We start from the raw sequence: 21,563 nt of genomic DNA, 5'->3' as shown, positions 1-21,563 counted from the left end.
TGCTTGATAATATTTTTTTTACTCTTTATTAAAGGTATAATCTCTCCATTAGAAATTAACATGAGTGGTTCTGTTTACTTCATATCATTTTAATATACAGTTAGTTATCAATAAATCATGATAGATTTACATAGCCCATAAAGAAATCAGGAAAGAAAAAGAGGATAGTTGTCAGGAAGACTATAATCAGCAATGAATATCAATAAATGTAGAGATGTATGAGTACTTCAAAAAAAGTTTATTTTTTTTTTACTTATCAAGCAACCTTTAAAAAAAGTAGCTTGTCTATATAAGTACAAATAATAAAGCAATTAGTGGTAACATAAACAACCCCTCCGACATGAATCAGAGGGGTTTCGTTTTTTCTACTAGTCTGCTTTTTGTTCCATACGTTTACGCATACTTGGATCCAAGTAAATTTTACGCATACGAATAGACTTTGGCGTTACTTCTAAGTATTCATCTTTTTGGATATATTCCATAGACTCTTCCAAAGAGAACTGGATTTTCGGAGCAATTTTAACATTTGTGTCTGTACCAGAAGCACGCATGTTAGTTAATTGTTTCGCATTCTGAAGGTTTACTTCAATATCATTCTGACGGTTGTGCTCTCCAACTACCATACCTGCATAAACTTCTTCAGTAGGGTCGATAAAGAAAACACCTCTATCTTGTAATTTATCTACAGCATAAGGAGTAACAACACCTGAATTCATAGAAATCAATGAACCGTTGATACGTCCAGCAATTGTTCCTTTGTAAGGCTCATAAGCTTTGAAACGGTGTGCCATGATAGCTTCACCGAAAGTAGCTGTCAATACTTTAGAACGCATACCAATCAAACCACGTGAAGGAATGTTGAATTCTAAGTGTTGTAGGTCACCTTTAGGTTCCATAATCAACAACTCACCTTTACCTTGCGTAGCCAATTCGATTACTTTACCTGCAGATTCGTCTGGAACGTCAACTACTAATGTTTCAATTGGTTCTAAACGCTCGCCATTTTCACCTTCTTTGAAAATTACTTGTGGTTGACCTACTTGTAATTCATAACCTTCACGACGCATCGTTTCGATTAATACAGACAAGTGAAGAATACCACGACCAAATACTAAGAATTTATCTTCAGAGTCAGTTGCAACAACTTTCAAGGCTAAGTTTTTCTCAGTTTCTTTGTATAGACGATCACGTAAGTGACGAGATGTTACAAATTTACCTTCTTTACCAAAGAATGGAGAGTTATTGATGGTGAACAACATGTTCATTGTTGGCTCATCAATCGAGATTCTTGGTAATGCTTCAGGAGTTTCATAGTCAGTAACAGTATCACCGATTTCAAAATCTTCGATACCCATCATTGCACAAATCTCACCAGCACTTACTTCTGCCACTTTTACTCTTCCAAGTCCTTCAAATACTTGAAGTTCTTTGATTTTCATTCTTTTTACAGAACCATCTGCCTTCATCAAAGCTACTTGCATACCTTCTTTGAAAGTTCCACGGTGAACACGACCAATAGCGATACGACCAACGAATGAAGAATAATCTAAAGATGTAATCTGCATTTGTGGGATACCTTCGTTTTCTGGTGCTGGAGGAATCGTATCGATGATTACATCTAATAATTCAGTAATATCTTCAGTTTTACGTTTCCAGTCAGTACTCATCCAACCTTGTTTAGATGAACCATACAAAGTAGGGAAATCTAATTGGTCTTCTGTAGCACCCAAGTTGAACATCAAGTCAAATACTTGCTCGTGTACTTCGTCAGGGCGACAGTTTTCTTTATCTACTTTATTGATGATTACGATAGGTTTTAAACCTAAGTCGATTGCTTTACCTAATACAAAACGAGTTTGAGGCATTGGACCTTCAAAAGCATCCACCAAAAGGCAAACACCATCAGCCAATTTCAATACTCTTTCTACTTCACCTCCAAAGTCAGAGTGACCAGGGGTATCAATAATATTAATTTTTACGCCTTTGTAGCGAACAGATACGTTTTTAGAAACGATAGTGATACCACGTTCACGCTCCAAATCGTTGTTGTCAAGAATTAAATCTCCGAACTCTTGGTTATCACGAAATAACTTTGAAGCATGGATGATTTTATCAACGAGGGTAGTTTTACCGTGGTCAACGTGAGCAATGATGGCAATGTTACGAATACTTTGCATGATTTCAATTTGAAAATTTGAAACGGGCTCGCCCGTGCGATGAATTAATTTGAAAATGAAATTGTAAGAATTATACTCTTCAAACTATCTGATTTCCAAATTTACATTTAAGGGTGCAAAGGTAAGGATATTATCTTAGAAAAATGCTATTAGCTTGAAAAAATAACAAAGAAATAAATTGAAGCCCCAGATTTGGCATAAAAGAGTTAAATGATTGTAAATCAATGGCTAGAAGTAGATTTAGAAATATTAATTTGAAGGATTTAATATAAATTATAAAAGAAAAAATAGCAATAATACAATTTACCAAAACCAGAGCTTTCGTTAAGTCCTATTTAATATTCAGTGGTACTTTCAGTTCTATTAATGTTCCTTTAGATGGTTGCGTCAAGATTTGAAGACTCCCGTTCATAGCAGCGGCTCTTTCTTTCATATTATTTAACCCATTTCCCTGTTTGATGTTGACTTCTTCAAAGCCAATTCCATTGTCTTTCACAATCACAGTAAAATATTCTTCTGTAAAATAAATAGCAATTTCAAGGTAAGTAGCTTGTGCATACTTGACACTATTATTAACAGCTTCCTTAAAAACAAGGTAGATATTATATTGCTTTAAGGGCGAAAACTGAATCTTACTTAAGTCTGCTACATTAAAACTATAATCAATGTTTTTGGGCTCTAGCATTTCGGCTGTGAACTCCTTCATCTTTACGATTACACTATCCAGACTTTCCTCTGTTTGTTTTGTTGTCCAGACAATATCACTTAGCGAACGCTGTACTTTCTGTGAGCTCTCACTAATTCTATGAATCAAATCTTTCACCGAAGTAGGATTTCTATCAATTTGGTTTTCAACAACTTGACTCAATATCCCAATACTACTTAAGGTAGAACCAATGTCATCATGCAAATCACGTGCTATTCTATTTCTCATTTGGTCATTGGCTTTCAATTGTGTAATTACCTCCGCCTGAAATTGTTCTTTTTCCTTCCTGTCTTTATTGATTCTATAAGCCAAAGCAAATGATAGAAGCACGACTTCTAGCGCCGACCCTACCTGTAGTGCATTCCTTGTAAAATTATCGCTAGGCAAAATGTTTGAAAGTTGCATGATAAATATCAAAGCACTTATCAGCATGATAGACCATGCACTTAAAAAGAAGAGTGCTTCTTCTGAGCCCTTCATCCATACGTAAGTGGCAATTACCAACACATAAATCACTGCTACAAAAGCGATTGAATTTAATAATATAATGCTAGTAGTACCTAGCCCCATCCAATGACCCACCAGAAAGAGCAAAATGAGTATGATTAAAACACGAGAAATTTTGTTGGAAATAGGTAAATAACGTTGGACATTCAGAAAGCTATTTGCAAATAATAGACTGAAAATTATGCCCATTGAAATAAAAATGGGTGTAAAGCGATTGAACCAAACAGCATTTGGCCATATAAATTCATGCGAAATCCCTTTGTTATAGGCGAAAAAGCATGCAAATGAGGAAACGTAGATGACATAATAGAGGTACACCTTAGTACGAACTGTACAGAAAATAAAGAAATTGAAGATTGCCATTACTATCATAATGCCCAAGTAAATGCCCTGCATTAAGTCTTTAGGGTGGTTATCTTCAAAATAGACTTTAAGCGGAGCAACCCGCATGGGGAACAATAAAGGCAGGGATGTCTGGAAACGTATATAATACGTACAGGTTTCGCCAGCAGGGATGTTTAAATCAAACAAATAGAAATTGGTTTTTAAATCTCTTTCTGTAACAGGCACATAAGTACCCGATTTTTTTAAGGTTACTTTATTGTGTGAGTCTATTTTATAGAAAATAATGCTATCAATAGTAGCCTCGGCAATCTCTAAAAATAGTCTTTGTGTTGTTTTATTTTGCAACGTTACTCTTGCCCAAATGACAGAAGAAGTAATGCCAAAATTAGGATTTGTTTGTAAGCTCCTAGTAAAATACGCGTCAATATCACGTCGTTTACTTACGTCATCAAAAGTTAAGGATGCTGTTTTATCTTCAAAGATTTCAATTTCTCTACCAATGATTCGGGACTCGTTAGGATTATCAATAACGACCTGACGTTGAGAAAATGCTTCAAAGAAAAACAGCTGTGTAAATAAGAAGATTAGACAAAAACCTTTTACCTCTTTCATAATAATAGTTGTGCTCGCTTTCACTAATATGTGTAGTAAAAGAAAGCAATGAATGTTTTTCAATAAACCTAAGCATTTTATAAATATGCCGTTTATTGACGTTATTAACTTACAAAAAACCTGTGCCTAATCTAGTCTCTTTTGGTATTTTCTCAATACAAAATATGTTAACGGTACAAAAAAGGAAAAAAACTTCAAATATGCTTTTCCTAAATAGATATCAGGCTCTACTTCCACTAGATAATCACGGAGTAATCTTACTGGCGAAAATTTCGCATTCGCTTGGTGATGCCCATAATTAATCAATAGTGTTTTTGATGACCCATCTTCCGAAACATGATAATACCCATCGGTATTGTTTGTCATTAAAGATTTAAGGTGGGGTTCATCAAGCCCGTTTTGCTGCGCTTTTAAATTATAGCCAATTACTGCGTCTCCATCAATATGTGTTGTAAATACTTTAAAGAATTTTCTAATACCCAACACCTTTGTTAATACACCAATATTAACCCCTATAAACTCCCAACCAATCAAATCGGAAGTAATAGGTTGTTTGCCTCTTTCAAAGATAGTTTTTAATTGATTTTGACTAAGAAAGTAATACTTCCTGTAGATGTTTTCCATGTTAATGTAGGTTTTGGAGATATAAGACAATTTAGAGATATATTAGAGGTAATTTAATAACTCAAAATTACAAATATTATGATATTTCTGAGCAAAAAAGGGATAATACAACAAAACCACTAGACTCATGATGTATCTAGTGGTTTTGATATTAATACCGAAAAAATTAAAGCGAATTGAGCCTTATTTGAAAATAAGTACTTGCTAATAAAGCAATTTTTTGAAAATCGGGTACCCTGATTCTCTCATTTTGTATTTTGGAAGCAGGGCAAAGTTTTATTTTATCAAAAAGCCTTAAATAATACCTATACGCCAGATATACCCCTGATTTTGCCCCTTTGGGCAATGCAAGGATTCCTCGCAAAGCAGCATCAAAATCTGCTTGGATATCATCTTCAATCACTTTTTTATCTTCCAAAGTAAAATTTCTGAAATCTACGTTCGGAAAATACGTTCGTCCTCTTTCTTGAAAATCTGACTTAATGTCTCTTAAAAAATTAACTTTCTGAAAAGCAGAGCCTAATCTTCTTGCATCGTTTTTCAATACCTCATACATGGCGGTATCTCCTTCACAAAAAACCCTTAAACACATCAGCCCCACTACTTCGGCCGAACCATAAATATATTCCTTATATCCCTCCTGATTATAGTCGGCAAAATATAAATCCATTTCCATCGAATGTAAAAATGCTTCAATCAACTCGTGGTCAATTTTATACTGGTTCACAATCAACTGAAAAGAATGCAACACAGGATTCAGGCTAATCCCTTCTTTAATACATATATACGTTTCGGCTTTAAAACGACTCAATAATGTTTTTTTATCAAAGCCATCAAAAGTATCTACGATTTCATCAGCATAACGGACAAAACCATAAATTGCATAAATGGGTAAATGAAAACGTTTATCTAAAGTTTTTATGCCTAAAGTAAAAGACGTGCTATAATGTTCAGTAATGAGCTTACTACATCCGAGGGTTGTCTTTGTATATAAATCCATGTGGTTCATTAACTGGTAGTTGATTTTATTTGCTGAGTTTGTACTAAACTTTAAATGCCTTACTTACTTCTTCAGCCGCTACTATGCCCGAAATTAATGATGGTGGTACACCAGGCCCCGGGACGGTTAACTGTCCTGTATAAAATAAATTGTTAACTTTTTTGCTCTTCAAAGATGGCTTTAAAAGGGCTGTTTGCATCAACGTATTTGCCAAACCGTAAGCATTCCCTTTAAAAGCATGATAGTCGGTTTTGAAGTCGTTATGGGCATAACTTCTTTTGAAAACCACTGAATCGCGAATAGTAACACCGCAGTATTTCTCTAGTCGTTCCATGATAATATGATAGTATTGCTCGCGGGTTTCATCCGTATCTATTAAATCAGGTGCTACAGGTATCAACAAAAATAAATTTTCACAGCCTTGGGGAGCAACACTGACATCTGTTTTTGACGGAGCAGAGACATAAAACAATGGTTTTGATGGCCACTGTGGTGCTGTATAAATCTCATGGGCATGCACCTTGAAATCCTCGTCAAAAAATAAATTGTGATGTAATAATTTAGGAATCTTTTTATTAACCCCTACATAAAATAAAAGCGATGAAGGAGACATTACTCTGGAGTTCCAATAATCTTCATCATAATTTCGGAATTCGTCTTCCAGCAATTTATCCTCCACATGATGGTAGTCGGCACTAGCCACCACTATATCAGCTATAAATTCTCCTTGATTAGTAATTACTTTTTTTACAGCACCTTTTATTACCTCTATTTTCTGAACCTCATGATTTAAACGTAGCGCTACTCCCTTCTCCTTTGCCAAGGCAACCATTCCTTCTACGATTTTGAACATACCCCCCATCGGATACCAAGTTCCCAATTTCATTTCAGCATAGTTCATCAGGCTATACATCGCTGGAGTGTTTTCGGGCGTAGCCCCTAAAAACAAAATAGGGAATTCCATTAATTTTAAGATTCTCTCGTCTTTAAAAAACTTGCGAATGTGTGTGGCGAAAGATTGAAATACATCTAAGCGAACTACATCATATAATAATTTGAGGCTCAAGAATTCTATTATACTCACAGAAGGCTTCCAGACAAATTGATTCATTCCTACATCATATTTGTATTCAGCCTGACGCAAAAATTCTTGAAATTTTGCTTTACTTCCCACTTCCATCCCTTCAAACAAATTACCTAATGCATCAAGGCTTGCTGGCAACTCTACCGCCTCATTCCCTGCGAAAATCACCGCATAAGAAGGATCTAGGCGAACTAAATCGTAATAGTCGGATGGTTTTTTATTAAACTTAGCAAAGTAGTTCTCGAAAACATCAGGCATCCAATACCAACTTGGACCCATATCAAAAGTAAAGCCTTCTGCTTTAAAAACTCTTGCCCTTCCCCCCGCCATACTATTTTTCTCTAAAATAGTAACCTCGTATCCTTTATCTGCTAAACTTGTTGCAACTGATAATCCCGAAAAGCCTGACCCTATTACTATTACTTTCATTGAACAATATTCCCGAAGGAGATTTATGCATTTCCTTATTAGCTTCTAACAAAGATAAACTTGTTTTGTTTGATTGATTTTTAATTAATGGATTTTTAAGACAATCATTATAACAAAAAAGTCGAACTATTGCCCGACCTTTTGTGGAATTCTTCTGTTAACCAAAAACTAATACATTGTGGTGTTTCTGACTTGCAGTAACCACAATAGTGATTTAGTTGATGAGAGTTCTTGGTAATGATGAAGCGTAACTCAAACAATCAACTAATACGAGTACATGTGTAATCTATCTTTTAACTCTTTACGAGCGATATGGATTCTATTTTTAACTGTTCCGATTGGAATATCTAGTTTCTCTGCAATTTCATGATATTTAAACCCTCTGAAATACATGATAAAAGGGGTTTTATAAGAATCTTCTAAGGTTGATATAGCACGATTGATATCATTCATGGCAAAAGCACTATTAGCTAAATTATCTGTGCTACTTTCAAGTGAATTGATATAATGTAGGTTATCCGAGGTATCTATGAAAGTATTCTTCCTAATCATTCTTTGATAATTAGTGATGAACGTATTTTTCATAATAGTGTACAACCATGCCTTTAGGTTAGTACCCTCTGTGTATTTATCGCGATTAGTAAAGGCTTTTAATAAAGTATCTTGTAGTAAATCATTGGCTTCTTCATAGTCTCTTGTGAGTTTCATAGCGAAGGGCTTTAATGACTTTGATACTTTTCCGATATGATATGTAAATTCTAATGTTGTCATAGGTTTAAGTTGTTGATGTTTTGTTTAACAAATATATATATTATATAAACAAAAAAGCAAATATTTTCTAAATTAATTTTATGATAACATGATAATTATCAGTTTAATTAAATTAATTTAACCTATAAAACATTATTAAACAGCAAGAAAATGACGCTTCCATAGAATTATTTTTGTTTAATAAATTTCAAATTAAATTAAACAAAAATAATTCTATGGACATATTAAATAATTGTATGTGATGTATATCTTTTTGTTAAATGATAAACTAGAATAAATTTTAATGCAATATTGTTGCAAATATTAGAAATCGATTGCCAAAATATCAGTAAATTGCATGCTCAATCTTCATCATCGTTCATGAAAAGCATATATTATTTTATACTTACGGTATTTATCTTAAAAGGGATTTCCGCAACAGCACAATCTCAAAATTGTTTTTGCACACTTCAAGGCGTAGTCCACGAAAAAGATATTCACCAAGTAGTGCCTGGTGCTGTTATTTATATTAAAGGCACTAACATCTCCACTTTTACAGATGCTAAGGGTATATATTCCTTTAAAAATCTATGCCAAGGGAATTATGTGTTAATCTGTCAAGCAGTAGGTTTCCAGAAAGTGGAAGTCCCAGTCAACCTCACTACAGAACACCATGAAGATTTTTCTTTAGAAGATAAAGATGAACATTTGCAGGAAGTAGTAGTCAGTGGCAAAAAAGTACAGGATGTTACACAATCAAAAGGCATCTTAGAAGGACAAGCCCTAGATCAAACCCGTGGGCAAAGTCTGGGTGAATCCCTAAAGGGCATTACTGGTGTAACTACCCTGCAAACGGGAAGCTCTATTTCCAAACCCATCATTCATGGAATGCATTCAAACAGGGTGTTGATTTTAAATAATGGTATCCGTCAGGAAGGACAACAATGGGGCAGTGAACACGCCCCCGAGATTGACCCCTTTGTCGCCAAAAAACTAACCGTTATCAAAGGAGCGGCTGGCGTACGCTACGGCTCGGATGCTATTGCAGGCGTTATCATGGTAGAACCCGCCCCCCTACCCGATTCTGTTAATATTCATGGTGAAATCAATACGGCTGGTTTTTCAAATGGAAGAATGGGTGTATTCTCGGGTATTGCAGAAGGCGGTTTGGCTCAACTAAAAGGTTTTTCATGGCGTGTGCAAGGCACTTATAAACGCGGAGGTGATTTGAAAACGTCCAATTATTACATGGCGAATACAGGAGTACAAGAAAGGAATTTTTCTGTAGCGCTTGGCTACAACAAAATACATTATGGTAGCGAGCTATTTTTTAGTTATTTCGATACTCAATTAGGCATTTTTGCAGGTTCGCACATTGGTAACACAACAGACTTACAGAACGCTATCAATAACCCCCAACCTAACGAAGCATATACGCCGACTTCGCCAAGTTATAACATCAACCGCCCCAACCAAGACTTAGCCCATCATTTATTAAAGCTAAAGAGCTTTGCTATTGCTGAAAATTTGGGGAAATGGACACTTACACTGGCTCGTCAATATGATTGGCGTTTAGAGTATGACGTTCCGAGAGGAAACAGAAATCTTAATACTTTAAATTTTAAGCTAACAACGTATACAGGTGAGTTGTTGCTCGACCATAAGCCGCTTTTCAATAAAATTGCAGGTTCTGTGGGTATCAGCGGGATGTATCAGGAAAATCTTTCTTCCTCTTATGAATTGAAAAAGCCCTTGGTGAATACCGTACTCATTCCTAATTATCAAGTAAGTACGATTGGAATATTTTTGATAGAACGTTATTTGAAAAATCGTTGGGAATTTGAAACAGGCCTCCGCTATGACCTTAGAAATGCGGAGGCTTATGGACTTACCTTCAATAATCAAGCTTATAACAATTCATTTAGCTTTAATAATTTCTCGGCTACTGCTGGTGCTACTTATACGCTGAATAGTGAATGGGATTTTAAATTCAATGTAGCTCTTGCTTGGCGAGCGCCCAATATGAATGAATTATTTTCTGATGGCATTCACCACGGAGCGGCGGCTTATGAGAAAGGGAATATCAACCTCCAGCCCGAAGTGGCTCATAATTTAAGCTTCTCTGCCAATTATACTAGTGAAAAATTTAGTCTGGAATTTAGCCCTTACTTGAATTTTATTGATGATTTTATTTATCTAAAACCTCGTTCTGAAAATGGCGTATTGCAAACTGTGCTTACTGTACGAGGTGCTTTCCCTGCCTTTGACTATACCCAAGTAAACGCTCGTTTTGCAGGAATTGACCTCTCTGCCAATTATTTGATTACCAATAAAGTATCAATTACCGAGAAATATTCGATGGTAAGAGCCAAGGATATTTTAAATAATCAATACATGGTAAACATTCCGTCCGACCGTCTGGAAAGTACTTTAAAATACGACTTCAAAAAGCATAGTGCCTTCATTAGCATCAGTAATTCATTAATAGCCAAACAAACCAGAGTAGAGGAAAATAGCGATTTCTTACCTCCACCACCTAGTTATAGCCTTTGGAAAGCAGATGCAGGCTTTGCTATCAAAAAAGTAAGTATTGGGATAAGTGTAAGCAATGCCTTTAACCTATCCTACCGAGAATACCTCAATCGTTTTAGGTACTTTACGGATGATATGGGGAGGAATATTTCAGTTAGGGTGAAGTATAGGCTTTAAACAACTATCCTAGCCCTATATAAGCTATCCTAACAATGTAATAACTTATGCCTATAGTAAGATTAATTATATATGTTATGGAATATTGTTGATTATGCGATTTGTCATTATAATTTTTTAGAATATTACAATACAACAAATAGTAAAACTTACTTATATTTATGAATAAGCAAGAGTAGTAATAGTCATTTTACACACATTTTAAATATTAACTATAGATAATAAATGGACAGTCAACTTCAATCTATTTCAAAAATATTTACAGAAAAAATATTTCGTATTCCTGATTATCAAAGAGGGTATGCTTGGACAGATAAACAACTTAAAGATTTTTGGTCTGACATTTTTCTTTTGGAAGAAGGGAAAAATCATTATGTAGGTGTATTAACATTAGAAGGTGTTCCTGAAAAAACCTTTCAGGCTTGGTCTGATGATAACTGGATAATCAACGCTAAAAATTTTGAACCATATTATGTTGTTGATGGACAACAACGATTAACAACTACAATAATATTGATCCAATCATTAACAGAAGTAATTTCAGAAAACGAAGTCCTAAATTATACAACAGTTGCTGAAATTAAAAAACGTTTCATTTTTGAATCAAAAGACAATGGTATTTCAAGATCATATATTTTTGGTTATGAAAAAGATAACCCTTCTTATGAATTTTTAAAAACAAAAATCTTCAAAGAAGATTCTACTAGTGGCTATAATAACGAAATCACTATTTATACTCATAATTTAGAGTATGCTAAAGATTTTTTTATAACTAAATTAAAAGATCTTACAAAAAAAGAACGGGAAACTATATTTAAAAAAGTAACTCAAAATTTGCTATTTAATATCTATGCAATAACAAGTGACATAGACGTTTTTATTGCTTTTGAAACAATGAATAACAGAGGAAAGCCTTTATCAAATTTAGAGCTTTTAAAAAATAGGCTTATTTATTTATCTACTAAATTTAACAAAGAGGATATAGAAAAAAATAAACTAAGAAAAATAATTAATGATGGATGGAGAGGCATTTATCACTATTTGGGTCTAAACAAAGAGAAACCTTTAAATGATGACTTATTTTTAAATAATCATTGTATAATATATTTTGGTCATGAAATTTTTCCAAATGAAGAAATTGAAGCAAATAGATTAAGAAGACCAAGCTACTTTTTAAGAGAAAATTTAGACAATTTTTTATTAGAAAATAAATTCACATTAAAAAATGTGATAATTGATAAAAAACTTACAATTAACTCGGTAAAAGAGTATGTAGAAAGTTTACAAAATTCAGTAATACACTGGTTTTATTTTTTCAATCCAACTTTGTCGACTAATTATTCTGATAATGAAAAATTACTTTTAGATAGAATAAATAGAATTACCCCATTTATCTCTGTTAAAAGTAACTTTTCATCTCTAATTCTTGCAATATATTTGAAAAAACCAAATGAAGATATAAAAATAAAACTTTTAGAAAAGCTTGAAAAATTAGGGTTTTTATATTTGCTCGTTTTATACAGATATTCCGCTCATACGATAGACTTTTCTATGATAGCTATTAAAGTGCAAAAAGGCGATATCTCATTAAATGATTTAATTAAAAATCTAGATTTACAAATAAAAGAAATTGAAGAAAACGCTGATTTTATTGACCGTTTAATTGATAATTTTAAAAGTTATGGATTTTACAGTTGGAGTGGTATCAGGTATTTTCTTTATGAATATGAGCTAAAAATTAAAGAAGTTTCAAAAGCACAAAAAAATAAAATTGACTGGTATGAATATAGAAACGAAAAAGATGATTTTATAACAATCGAACATATTTATCCACAAACACCTAAAACTGAATGTTGGAAAAAAGATTTTAATGTTTATACTCTAAAAGAACGTAAAATCCTCAACAATTCATTAGGTAATTTATTACCTTTATCTAAACCTAAAAATTCAAGCTTACAAAATAAATGTTTTGTAGATAAAATTGACAATGGGGATAACTATGTCGGTTATAAATATGGTTCATATAGTGAAAATGAAATTTCAGGACTATCGGAATGGACACCAATTAGCATATTAGAGAGAGGACTAAAGTTGTTAAAGTTTATGGAGCAACGTTGGGCTTTAAATTTCATATCAGATGAAAAAAGAAAAGAAATATTGAACTTAACATTTATAAAAACAACCACATCAAATAAAAGTTCTATAAGAAAGATTTCAAGTTAATCTTCAATTAGTACAACTAATTAGGAATGCCTGACCAACTAGTGCAAGTATTTAGCGAAGCCTTATTGTAACTAAAATATTCCAATTTCAAGCTGAAGTAAAAACTAATACAAACAACAGACTTGAACTAGTCTTAAAGATGTTGAATTACCTTCAAATTGGACTTATAAAGAAATTTTATAAGTCCAATTTGAAGGTACAAGAACAATACCTCATAAAACTAAATTTTATAACTTAGCTACTATAATTTCAGTAGGTTATCGGGTAAAAGCTACTCAGTTTAAAATTTGAGCAAGTATGGCAGACTACTCTACCTCCAAACTCAAAGCATACATAGCAAAAGACCCTAACCAATGGTCGCCTCCATAATTTCCATTTGCAATATTGGGCAAGGTTTTTTGTAAAAATGTCGTGGCCTTTTCTTGAAATTGTTTCTTGCGTAAGTCTGTAGTGGGTAATTGCTTGGCGATGCCTAATAAACACCAAGCTTTGCTTAATGCTAATCCATCTAAATGTACAATTTGATAATCAGAACGGTCGCTTACAATGGGTAATTGTAGTACGTTTTTAAGCCCTTCTGTTGTGTAAAATTGATTGAACCATTTTTGAAATGCTTGTGGTGTTAATACTCTTCTCATCAAATCTGCAATTTCAAGACTGGGCGATAGAAAGTCTGTTCCATCTGGCTCAAGGGTAGCAGCAACGGCTTTATTAGTGAGATAATAGTCTTTGCTTCGTTGTACTAATAATTGTTCAAAAGAAGTATTTTTAGTAGTACGAGCCCAATCTAACGCAAACACCATCCCAAAGGCCGTATTAGGGTGTACGCCTGTTCGGTTAGGATACGTTTGCTTAGGTAAGTATTCTGTCCATTTTTGTACAATTACTTGTGTCAAAGGTTGTAAGCTTTTATGCCAACGTTTAGCCATTGGATTATCCCAAGTCAATAATTCCTCGTCTAATTTGAGCAACCAAGCCCAGCCGTAGGTGCGTTCAAAGCCTTTTGCAAGCTTATATTGGCTAAAGTAATCTGCTTCTTTTTGTAGATTTTCTACTAAAAAGCTGTTTTCTAACACCGCAATGATTTGCTGAGTTTCGGGTAAATTGGGGTAAGTCTTGAGTATCTTTACCAACATCCAATGCCCATGAACGGAAGAATGCCAATCTAAACAACCGTAAAAAGCTGGATGCAATTGTTTAGGACTAAGTGTCACTTCTTGTGCGGTTTCTATCGTATGATTGGGTTTGTTGGGATATTCTGTTTGAATACAATGCAGGGGCAGATTTGCTAAGAATGAAGCTCCCTCCGCACTTAGCCCTACTTTACTCCCGTCTTTTGATACCGTTAAATATTGATTTTGTTGCCCATAAACTGATAATCCGCAAGCTAACAATGCAGTGAGTAATACATTTTTGATAATCATGGATAAGTTTTTTAATTGTTGATTGGTTTATACTATTTTTGAATAAACATTGATAAAGTGTTATTAGAAAGGTATCGATACTATTTCTATTTTGCAAAAATTTTAATCATAAAGTCAACAAAGAAGTCTATATGGTGTTTTAAAATAAAGAGATAGTCCTTCATTTTTACAAAACTATTTGACCTAGTACCGTTCTCCACATTGTTTAAAAAACAAACTAAACCGATATTAAAAAGCGCAAATGAGCCAAGCATTAAGACGACATTTTGAGAAAATCACCCCCTTAACAGACCAAGAGTTTGATTATATCTTGTCGCACTTTACCACAAAAAAACTAAAAAAACATCAGTTTTTGGTTCAAGAAAACGAGTTTGTGTTTAACGACTATTTTGTAATCAAAGGGTTGTTAAAGGCTTATTATATTTCCCCTGAAGGCAAAGAACATATCTTACAGTTTGCTATGGAAGACTGGTGGGTAACTGATTATCAAGCGTATTTCAATCAGTCAAAAGCAATCCTTAATATAGATTGTATTGAGCCTGTAGAGGTTCTTTGTTTATCGCTTGACAACCGTGAAAAGATTTGTGCTGAACTTCATAAAATCGAACATTTTTTTAGAAAGAAATCTAATATGGGATATGTTGCTTTACAACGAAGAATATTATCTCTTTTAAATAATAGTACAAAAGAGCGATATGACCAATTGCTCAAACAATATCCTACCCTTTTTCAGAGAGTTCCCAAAACTGTAATTGCTTCTTATTTAGGTGTTTCCAGAGAAACATTGAGCCGTCTTTCTTCATAATATGTGATATACATCACACCAAACTTGTGATATACTTCCTGTGTTAAACGCCCTAATGTGCTGAATTTTGCACTGTAATATTTAAACAGTCAACAATGAACAGCACATTAAAAGGTATTTTAACAAGCATAATGCTGATAGCAGGATGCACCCTAATATTGGGTATTAACAACACAAACGCACAAATATTAAAATCTAAAAAGATGAATAAGAAAATTTTATTCGTGGTAACTAGCCACGACAAAAAAGGCAACACGGGACAACCAACAGGCTATTATCTTGGAGAAGTTACGCACCCTTGGGAGGTATTACATAATGCAGGATATGAGATTGATTTTGTGAGTCCCAAAGGAGGAAAAGCTCCTGTTGATGGTTTCGATTTAGCAGATTCTATCAACAAAAAGTTTTGGGAAGACACAAAATACCGTCACAAAATTGAACATACGATGAAGCCTTCGGAGGTTAAACCTGACGAATATATTGGTATTCTGTATGCAGGTGGACATGGAACGATGTGGGATTTTGCTGATAATATAGCGTTAGCAACCATTGCTACTAAAATCTATGAAAACAATGGTTTAATAAGTGCTGTTTGTCATGGTTCTGCGGGATTAGTAAACATCAAATTGAGTAATGGCAAGTATCTAGTAGATGGCAAAAAGATTAATGCTTTTACCAATGAGGAGGAAATTGCTGTGGGTCTTGAAAAGGTAGTGCCGTTTAGTTTAGAAAACAAACTTATAGAACGGGGAGCAAAATTTGAAAAATCAGGACTTTGGCAATCACACGTAATAGTTGACCAACGCGTGATAACTGGACAAAATCCACAGTCGGCACACGCTGTAGGTATAGCTACTTTAAAGGAATTACAGCAATTAAAATAATTGAAGGACTACCCATTAAGGCTTTTATTAACCTTAATGGGCGTTTATTCAAGTATATCTTCATTAAGTTTTGCCCTTGCTTCACTCTCTGATAATTTCTATCATCATTGACATAGATTTTCACTGATTTTATTTTATGTTTGTAAATAGTAAATAGATTTTCCAAACTAATAAAACCACAAAATAAATGTATCAAAAACCATCAGCCGCTTTTATCGGAGCATCATGGGTTGCCTTAGGCACAGGAATGGTAGGCTTTCTTATAGGACTTTGGAGATCTGAGATGTTACTTAATGAAATAGGATATTATTTCACCGTATTAATGTACGGACTTTTCTCTGTTATCTCTGTTCAAAAAAGTGTTCGTGACCGACTTGAAGGTGTTCCCGTTACAGATATTTACTATGGGCTTAGCTGGTTCTCTACTATTTTATCAATCCTCCTCTTAGTCGTTGGACTTTGGAATGCCACTTTACTACCAAGCGAAAAAGGCTTTTATGCATTTGCCTTCCTACTATCTATTTTTGGAGCTATTGCTGTTCAAAAAAATACTAGAGATTCTTTGAATGCAGAAAAGAAAGACTAATACAAGGTTAAAAATCTAATAGATTCAATACTAATAACACTGTTGAGACACAGTGTTATTATTGTTTTATAATCCTCTCATTCTATGCTTCAAGAAACATTCATCATTTTACTGACAAAATATTCAAGCAACCATGAGCTTATTAATGAACTATGGTTGGAAATTGAGAAGCACTATTCAAGCAAAAAAAGATATTATCATACATTACAGCATCTTGATAACTTATTAATACAACTCAATAAAGTAAAAACAAGTATTCAAGATTGGGATACTGTGCTATTCTCGCTTTACTATCATGATATTATTTACAATGCTTTAAAATCAGATAATGAAGAAAAAAGTGCTGAATTAGCTGTTAATAGAATGCAACAACTTGCTATTCCATCTCAGATGATTGAGGTTTGTAAACAGCAGATTTTAGCAACAAAAAGCCATTTGATTAATCAACAAACTGATACTAATTATTTTACAGATGCTGACCTTTCTGTACTTGGGCAAGACTGGGAAATCTATTTTGAATATTGTAAAAATGTAAGAAAAGAATATTCTTATTATCCCAATTTAATTTACAATGCTGGACGGAAAAAGGTATTAAAGCATTTTTTAGCAATGGACAGCATCTATAAAACTGATTATTTCTTCAACGAATTTGAAAAACAAGCGAAACAAAACCTCATGAATGAATTAGCGTTACTTTAATTTTGCAAACGACCTATCCTCTTATTATTTATGACATCGACCAAAACCTATATTATTTTATTGATTTTCCTTTCTTTATTCGCAGTTTCTTGTTCAACAACTAAATCTTCATTTGGAGTCAGTACTATTGATATTAGTACCGATACCACTAAAGCAAAACAAGAAATTGCTAACATTAGAAGCTTAGAAAACGACCTCTTTGATACAAGTACATTTGTTGGCAAAGAAAATATTATCATAAAGTATCGTCTATTTAACCCTAAATCTACTGACAAGTTACCCTTAGTTATTGTATTTCATAGTGCAGGGCGTCCCATAGGGGATGACAATAAAGCTCAGCTCGGAGTATTAGCTAAACTTTGGTTACTTCCCGAAATTCAAAAGAAATATCCAGCTTATGTTTTAGCACCCCAATTCTCAACCCGTTCATCAGATTACGCGTTAGATAAGCATAGAAATATCCTTACATCAACGCCTCGGAACAACTTACATACTGCCTTACAATTGATAGACTCTCTAAAACAAAGTCTTAATATTGATACCACTAGAATATACGTAGTAGGGTTTTCTATGGGAGGGTCAACTGTCATTAACGCACTGTCTGCCAGACCAACACTATTTGCTGCTGGCGTCAGTATTGCAGGAATCCCACAGTTTGATAAAAATAAGGAATTATCAACAATCCCTATTTGGTTAATTCACGGTATTGATGATACGGAAAATCCTATCGATAGCGACGACATCTTTTATAAGGAGATTAACACTAATCATAAAACTAGATTTTGGAGACTTAAACAAACTACACACGACAATATTTTTCTAAGACAAATCTTAGGAGAAACAATACCAGAGTGGTTGTTTAAACAACGGAAAAAATAAAAATTTTCTGATATTGTAGAAGTTCTAACGGTGTCGTAACTTCAACTAATCATTACATTTTTAGACTTATACAACAATCAAACACTTTTTTAGCTCCTTATTTTAATATCATCATGAACAAAATATTCCTCATTACTTTATTCTTATGTTCTTCTTTTACGGATACCGTTTTTGCTCAGACAGATGCTTTAAAAGTCAACATTGAGCAAATCCTCCAAACAAAAAAAGCTACTGTAGGGCTAGCCGTTTATGGACTTGAAGACAAGGATACGTTAAGCATTCATAATACCACGCATTTCCCGATGCAAAGTGTCTTTAAATTTCATATTGCTTTGGCAGTTTTGAACGAAGTTGATAAAGGACGCTTTTCTTTAACACAAAATATTTTTATCAAAAAAAGTGATTTATTACCCGACACTTGGAGTCCGTTGAGAGATGATTATCCAAATGGTAATGTAAATGTTTCTTTAGATAAAATTCTTGGTTATACTGTCTCACAGAGTGATAATAATGGGTGTGATATATTACTCCGACTTATTGGGGGAGAAAAGGTCGCTAATCGATACCTCCACAGTATTGGCATAAAAGACGTAGCAATTGTGGCAAACGAAGAAGCCATGCATAAAGATTGGGATGTACAATTTTTGAACTGGACGACTCCACAAGCGACCATCGCATTGCTTAAAAAGTTTTATGAAAGAAAAATTCTATCTCAAAAAAGTCATCATTTTCTATGGAAAATCATGGTTGAAACGTCAACAGGTAAAAATAGAATCAAAGCTCAGTTACCCTCAGGAACAATAGTGGCTCATAAAACAGGAACATCTGGCACTAATCAAGCAGGAATAACCTCCGCAATCAACGATATAGGCATTGTAACTTTACCCAACGGTAAACATTTTGCTATTTGTTTTTATGTAGCAAACTCGAAGGAGAATGAGCAAACCAATGAAAAAATCATTGCCGATATATCGAAGTTAGTCTGGTATTATTACATCAATAAGAGCAAAAAATAGTTGTTAGGGCTAAACAATAAACATGAGTCATCCCAAATTTTCCCTCAAATAACTCATTTGGGGAAAATTTGAGAGGGTCTTTACTTATTATTGTCCAGTCCTTACTTTTCTTTCCTTGATGAAAGAAAAGTAACAAAAGAAAATCAAGAATTCCTAAACTCGCTCCGCTCAAACAGTAGGAATTCGAGAAACATCAACCATAAAAAAGCGGTCTAAATTAATTTTTAGACCGCTTTTTTAAGATTTTACAATTTGGGATGACTCATGTTTATTCTCTATTTATTCTGTTAACGGAAGTTAACGATGTAGCTGAGCTCGTTTCTAAATTCATTAAAACTTGTCTGACTAGAACCTGGTGTTGGCTTGTTAGAGGTATAGAAAAGTGCTGTCCTCAATTGTTGTCGCTTGGTTATATTATAGCTGACAAGCCCTGTTGCACTGATGAGTAAACTTTTACCTTGTTCTGTAATGCCTTGTGTCAACGAGTTATTCACGTTAACCTGTAATTTTTTTATGAATGTACCATAAAAGCCTAAGGTAACCCCTTGATAAGTATTGTTTAATACCGTACTGGTTAGTTCGGTCCTATTAATATTTACAAAAGCACCTAAGCTCTTTTTAGGGAAATTAATTGAATAGTTAGCCATGTATTGCTTTGTATCAATCGTTCTGTTTGACGCTTCTCCGCTAGTAATTATCTGGTTAAAATCACTGAGTTGATTTTGGGATGCCGAAACGCTGATAGTCTGAATAATAGTAGGCTTAATAATCGTATAACGTGGCGAAACAGTGGCATTTTGGGTAGTTTGCACAATGCGCAACGAATCTGGATATAAACGCAGTGTATTGGGCATCTGATTGTTCGAGAAGTTACTATAGTTCATATCCAATGCGAATGCCTGAGAAATATCCAGACTTAGACTACCAGAACCGATAATTCGTTTATTCGTCGACCGTTTTTGATTCAATAAGTTATCGTGCTGAAACCCTAAACTACCACTTATTCTCAATCTGTTTTTAAAGATATTTAGGCTAGGCCCAAACGTCCATGATTCAACATCTGAATTGAAGAAATACGAGCCCATCGTTTTGTATTCAGGGTCAATGCGTTTATAGTCAACCTTAAGCCTGTAGTTTTTAGCACGGTAACTTAATGAAGCATCCAATGCAGTATAAAATTCGGTAGTGCCATTTACATCAATATATTTTCTTATGTCTTGAACCGCTTTGCTATCTTCGGCAATGGCAATAGGCGAATTAAGGTCACGGGTATAAACACTTACTGCTCCTCTTGTTTCTAACGTTAATCTTTTGAAGAAGGTAATGCGCGTATTATAGCCCAATACATTGTTTGAGGCAGGTGCTATATATTGGTCTGCTTTTACATCTTTACGAGAGACCGTCGTGCTATCATCTCTGGCTTGTAAATAACTGAATTCAAAAAACGCATTGTCTGTACCATAGCCTATTTTACCTGCATAAGCTGTTCGCGAGAATGAGTAAGGCACTAAAGCCTGTGTAGTAGTATCAATCGTAGTAGCACGGTTCAGCTTACCATACATAAATCCTACGCGCAGTTTGCCCGGGTGTAGTTCTACTCCTCCTCCCAATATAGTGTGTCCGCCTAATGTATATGGCGAATAGTCAATATTGCGATAACCACCATGCAAGGTAATCCATTTGTAGGTAGGGCTAATACCAAATTGGTTAAAGGGCTGCCTAAAAGAGCGGTCGGCTTCGCTATACGTACCCGAAAAAGGAATACTTAATCCATAAATATTTAACGTAGCTGCCACGTTGAACAGGTACGAAAACGGCTGACGGCGATTTGCGATACCGCTCGCATCATAAAAAGTCCCACGGCTTTCGAAAGTACCATTAAGGCTCACAGGCTTTTGCCCTCGAATATTCGAAAAATCCTGAGCAGACGCTGGAATAAGGGTTGAAACAACGATGAATAGTATTACACAACCATAGCATCTCTCCCAAAAAAATTTAATTAGAGTAAAAGTTATTTTCATAAGTACAACAACTAATTACAAAAGCTCAGGAAATTCGCTATATATAATTGATTATTAGAGTGTTAAAATCGGTTTTATTGATA

The 21,563-nt window shown here is 34.2% G+C and carries 16 protein-coding genes; 8 read left to right on the top strand and 8 right to left on the bottom strand.

What is annotated here, in order from left to right:
- Positions 1-368: 368 nt before the first annotated feature.
- The 6 genes from typA to AC07N0_RS05550 form a co-directional block, all read right to left on the bottom strand.
- Positions 369-2,177: a translational GTPase TypA gene (typA, locus tag AC07N0_RS05575; protein ID WP_492801383.1), complete on the bottom strand. Its 1,809-nt coding sequence runs from the start codon at positions 2,175-2,177 to the stop codon at positions 369-371.
- 331 nt (positions 2,178-2,508) lie between these two features.
- Entirely contained in the window at positions 2,509-4,347 is a 1,839-nt protein-coding gene (locus AC07N0_RS05570; RefSeq protein ID WP_494588431.1) for a sensor histidine kinase, read from the bottom strand.
- A gap of 126 nt (positions 4,348-4,473) precedes the next feature.
- A complete protein-coding gene (locus tag AC07N0_RS05565) occupies positions 4,474-4,971 on the bottom strand; it encodes a hypothetical protein (RefSeq protein ID WP_494588430.1) in 498 nt (165 codons plus the stop codon).
- 166 nt (positions 4,972-5,137) lie between these two features.
- Positions 5,138-5,980, bottom strand: a complete 843-nt coding sequence (locus tag AC07N0_RS05560; RefSeq protein WP_494588429.1) for a phytoene/squalene synthase family protein — start codon at positions 5,978-5,980, stop codon at positions 5,138-5,140.
- A 34-nt stretch (positions 5,981-6,014) separates the two neighbouring features.
- Complete coding sequence (crtID, locus tag AC07N0_RS05555) at positions 6,015-7,523, bottom strand: bifunctional phytoene desaturase/3,4-desaturase (RefSeq protein WP_494589088.1); 1,509 nt, start codon at positions 7,521-7,523, stop codon at positions 6,015-6,017.
- Positions 7,524-7,748: 225 nt separating this feature from the next.
- On the bottom strand, positions 7,749-8,255 hold the full coding sequence (locus AC07N0_RS05550) for an RNA polymerase sigma factor (protein ID WP_494588428.1): 507 nt from the start codon (positions 8,253-8,255) through the stop codon (positions 7,749-7,751).
- Between the two features lie 360 nt (positions 8,256-8,615).
- Here AC07N0_RS05550 and AC07N0_RS05545 point away from each other — a divergent pair, with 360 nt between their 5' ends.
- The gene (locus AC07N0_RS05545) at positions 8,616-10,943 is read left to right on the top strand and encodes a TonB-dependent receptor (protein ID WP_494588427.1); all 2,328 of its coding nucleotides are present in this window, start codon (positions 8,616-8,618) and stop codon (positions 10,941-10,943) included.
- A 225-nt stretch (positions 10,944-11,168) separates the two neighbouring features.
- Positions 11,169-13,166 carry a DUF262 domain-containing protein gene (locus AC07N0_RS05540; protein ID WP_494588426.1) on the top strand — a complete coding sequence of 666 codons (1,998 nt, stop codon included), beginning with the start codon at positions 11,169-11,171 and terminating at the stop codon, positions 13,164-13,166.
- Positions 13,167-13,471: 305 nt separating this feature from the next.
- Here the strand turns inward: AC07N0_RS05540 and AC07N0_RS05535 are convergent, their stop codons facing one another.
- Positions 13,472-14,590, bottom strand: a complete 1,119-nt coding sequence (locus AC07N0_RS05535; protein WP_494588425.1) for a DUF2891 domain-containing protein — start codon at positions 14,588-14,590, stop codon at positions 13,472-13,474.
- A 241-nt stretch (positions 14,591-14,831) separates the two neighbouring features.
- Between AC07N0_RS05535 and AC07N0_RS05530 the strand changes: the two genes are divergently transcribed.
- From AC07N0_RS05530 to bla, 6 genes are all read left to right on the top strand, one after another.
- On the top strand, positions 14,832-15,395 hold the full coding sequence (locus tag AC07N0_RS05530) for a Crp/Fnr family transcriptional regulator (RefSeq protein WP_494588424.1): 564 nt from the start codon (positions 14,832-14,834) through the stop codon (positions 15,393-15,395).
- Positions 15,396-15,490: 95 nt separating this feature from the next.
- Complete coding sequence (locus AC07N0_RS05525) at positions 15,491-16,279, top strand: type 1 glutamine amidotransferase domain-containing protein (RefSeq protein WP_494588423.1); 789 nt, start codon at positions 15,491-15,493, stop codon at positions 16,277-16,279.
- A 187-nt stretch (positions 16,280-16,466) separates the two neighbouring features.
- On the top strand, positions 16,467-16,865 hold the full coding sequence (gene yiaA, locus AC07N0_RS05520; RefSeq protein WP_309924142.1) for an inner membrane protein YiaA: 399 nt from the start codon (positions 16,467-16,469) through the stop codon (positions 16,863-16,865).
- A gap of 84 nt (positions 16,866-16,949) precedes the next feature.
- Positions 16,950-17,564 carry an HD domain-containing protein gene (locus AC07N0_RS05515; RefSeq protein ID WP_492801371.1) on the top strand — a complete coding sequence of 205 codons (615 nt, stop codon included), beginning with the start codon at positions 16,950-16,952 and terminating at the stop codon, positions 17,562-17,564.
- Positions 17,565-17,594: 30 nt separating this feature from the next.
- Positions 17,595-18,443: a carboxylesterase family protein gene (locus AC07N0_RS05510; RefSeq protein WP_494588422.1), complete on the top strand. Its 849-nt coding sequence runs from the start codon at positions 17,595-17,597 to the stop codon at positions 18,441-18,443.
- A gap of 113 nt (positions 18,444-18,556) precedes the next feature.
- The gene (gene bla, locus AC07N0_RS05505; protein WP_494588421.1) at positions 18,557-19,459 is read left to right on the top strand and encodes a class A beta-lactamase, subclass A2; all 903 of its coding nucleotides are present in this window, start codon (positions 18,557-18,559) and stop codon (positions 19,457-19,459) included.
- 287 nt (positions 19,460-19,746) lie between these two features.
- On the opposite strand, the gene AC07N0_RS05500 is transcribed toward bla, so the two are convergent.
- Positions 19,747-21,480, bottom strand: a complete 1,734-nt coding sequence (locus tag AC07N0_RS05500) for a hypothetical protein (RefSeq protein WP_494588420.1) — start codon at positions 21,478-21,480, stop codon at positions 19,747-19,749.
- Positions 21,481-21,563: the final 83 nt, after the last annotated feature.

It is taken from the genome of Arcicella sp. GW821-FHT09D11 (assembly GCF_059416265.1).
This window is presented reverse-complemented; position numbering and strand designations above follow the sequence as displayed.

What these genes read in the sequence shown, in the direction of transcription:
- AC07N0_RS05550 (WP_494588428.1), bottom strand. Translation starts at nt 8,255, where the DNA reads ATGACAACATTAGAATTTACATATCATATCGGAAAAGTATCAAAGTCA.
- yiaA (WP_309924142.1), top strand. Translation starts at nt 16,467, where the DNA reads ATGTATCAAAAACCATCAGCCGCTTTTATCGGAGCATCATGGGTTGCC.
- AC07N0_RS05545 (WP_494588427.1), top strand. Translation starts at nt 8,616, where the DNA reads ATGAAAAGCATATATTATTTTATACTTACGGTATTTATCTTAAAAGGG.
- AC07N0_RS05510 (WP_494588422.1), top strand. Translation starts at nt 17,595, where the DNA reads ATGACATCGACCAAAACCTATATTATTTTATTGATTTTCCTTTCTTTA.
- bla (WP_494588421.1), top strand. Translation starts at nt 18,557, where the DNA reads ATGAACAAAATATTCCTCATTACTTTATTCTTATGTTCTTCTTTTACG.
- AC07N0_RS05525 (WP_494588423.1), top strand. Translation starts at nt 15,491, where the DNA reads ATGAACAGCACATTAAAAGGTATTTTAACAAGCATAATGCTGATAGCA.
- AC07N0_RS05565 (WP_494588430.1), bottom strand. Translation starts at nt 4,971, where the DNA reads ATGGAAAACATCTACAGGAAGTATTACTTTCTTAGTCAAAATCAATTA.
- AC07N0_RS05560 (WP_494588429.1), bottom strand. Translation starts at nt 5,980, where the DNA reads ATGAACCACATGGATTTATATACAAAGACAACCCTCGGATGTAGTAAG.
- AC07N0_RS05540 (WP_494588426.1), top strand. Translation starts at nt 11,169, where the DNA reads ATGGACAGTCAACTTCAATCTATTTCAAAAATATTTACAGAAAAAATA.
- AC07N0_RS05535 (WP_494588425.1), bottom strand. Translation starts at nt 14,590, where the DNA reads ATGATTATCAAAAATGTATTACTCACTGCATTGTTAGCTTGCGGATTA.
- AC07N0_RS05530 (WP_494588424.1), top strand. Translation starts at nt 14,832, where the DNA reads ATGAGCCAAGCATTAAGACGACATTTTGAGAAAATCACCCCCTTAACA.
- AC07N0_RS05570 (WP_494588431.1), bottom strand. Translation starts at nt 4,347, where the DNA reads ATGAAAGAGGTAAAAGGTTTTTGTCTAATCTTCTTATTTACACAGCTG.
- typA (WP_492801383.1), bottom strand. Translation starts at nt 2,177, where the DNA reads ATGCAAAGTATTCGTAACATTGCCATCATTGCTCACGTTGACCACGGT.
- AC07N0_RS05515 (WP_492801371.1), top strand. Translation starts at nt 16,950, where the DNA reads ATGCTTCAAGAAACATTCATCATTTTACTGACAAAATATTCAAGCAAC.
- AC07N0_RS05500 (WP_494588420.1), bottom strand. Translation starts at nt 21,480, where the DNA reads ATGAAAATAACTTTTACTCTAATTAAATTTTTTTGGGAGAGATGCTAT.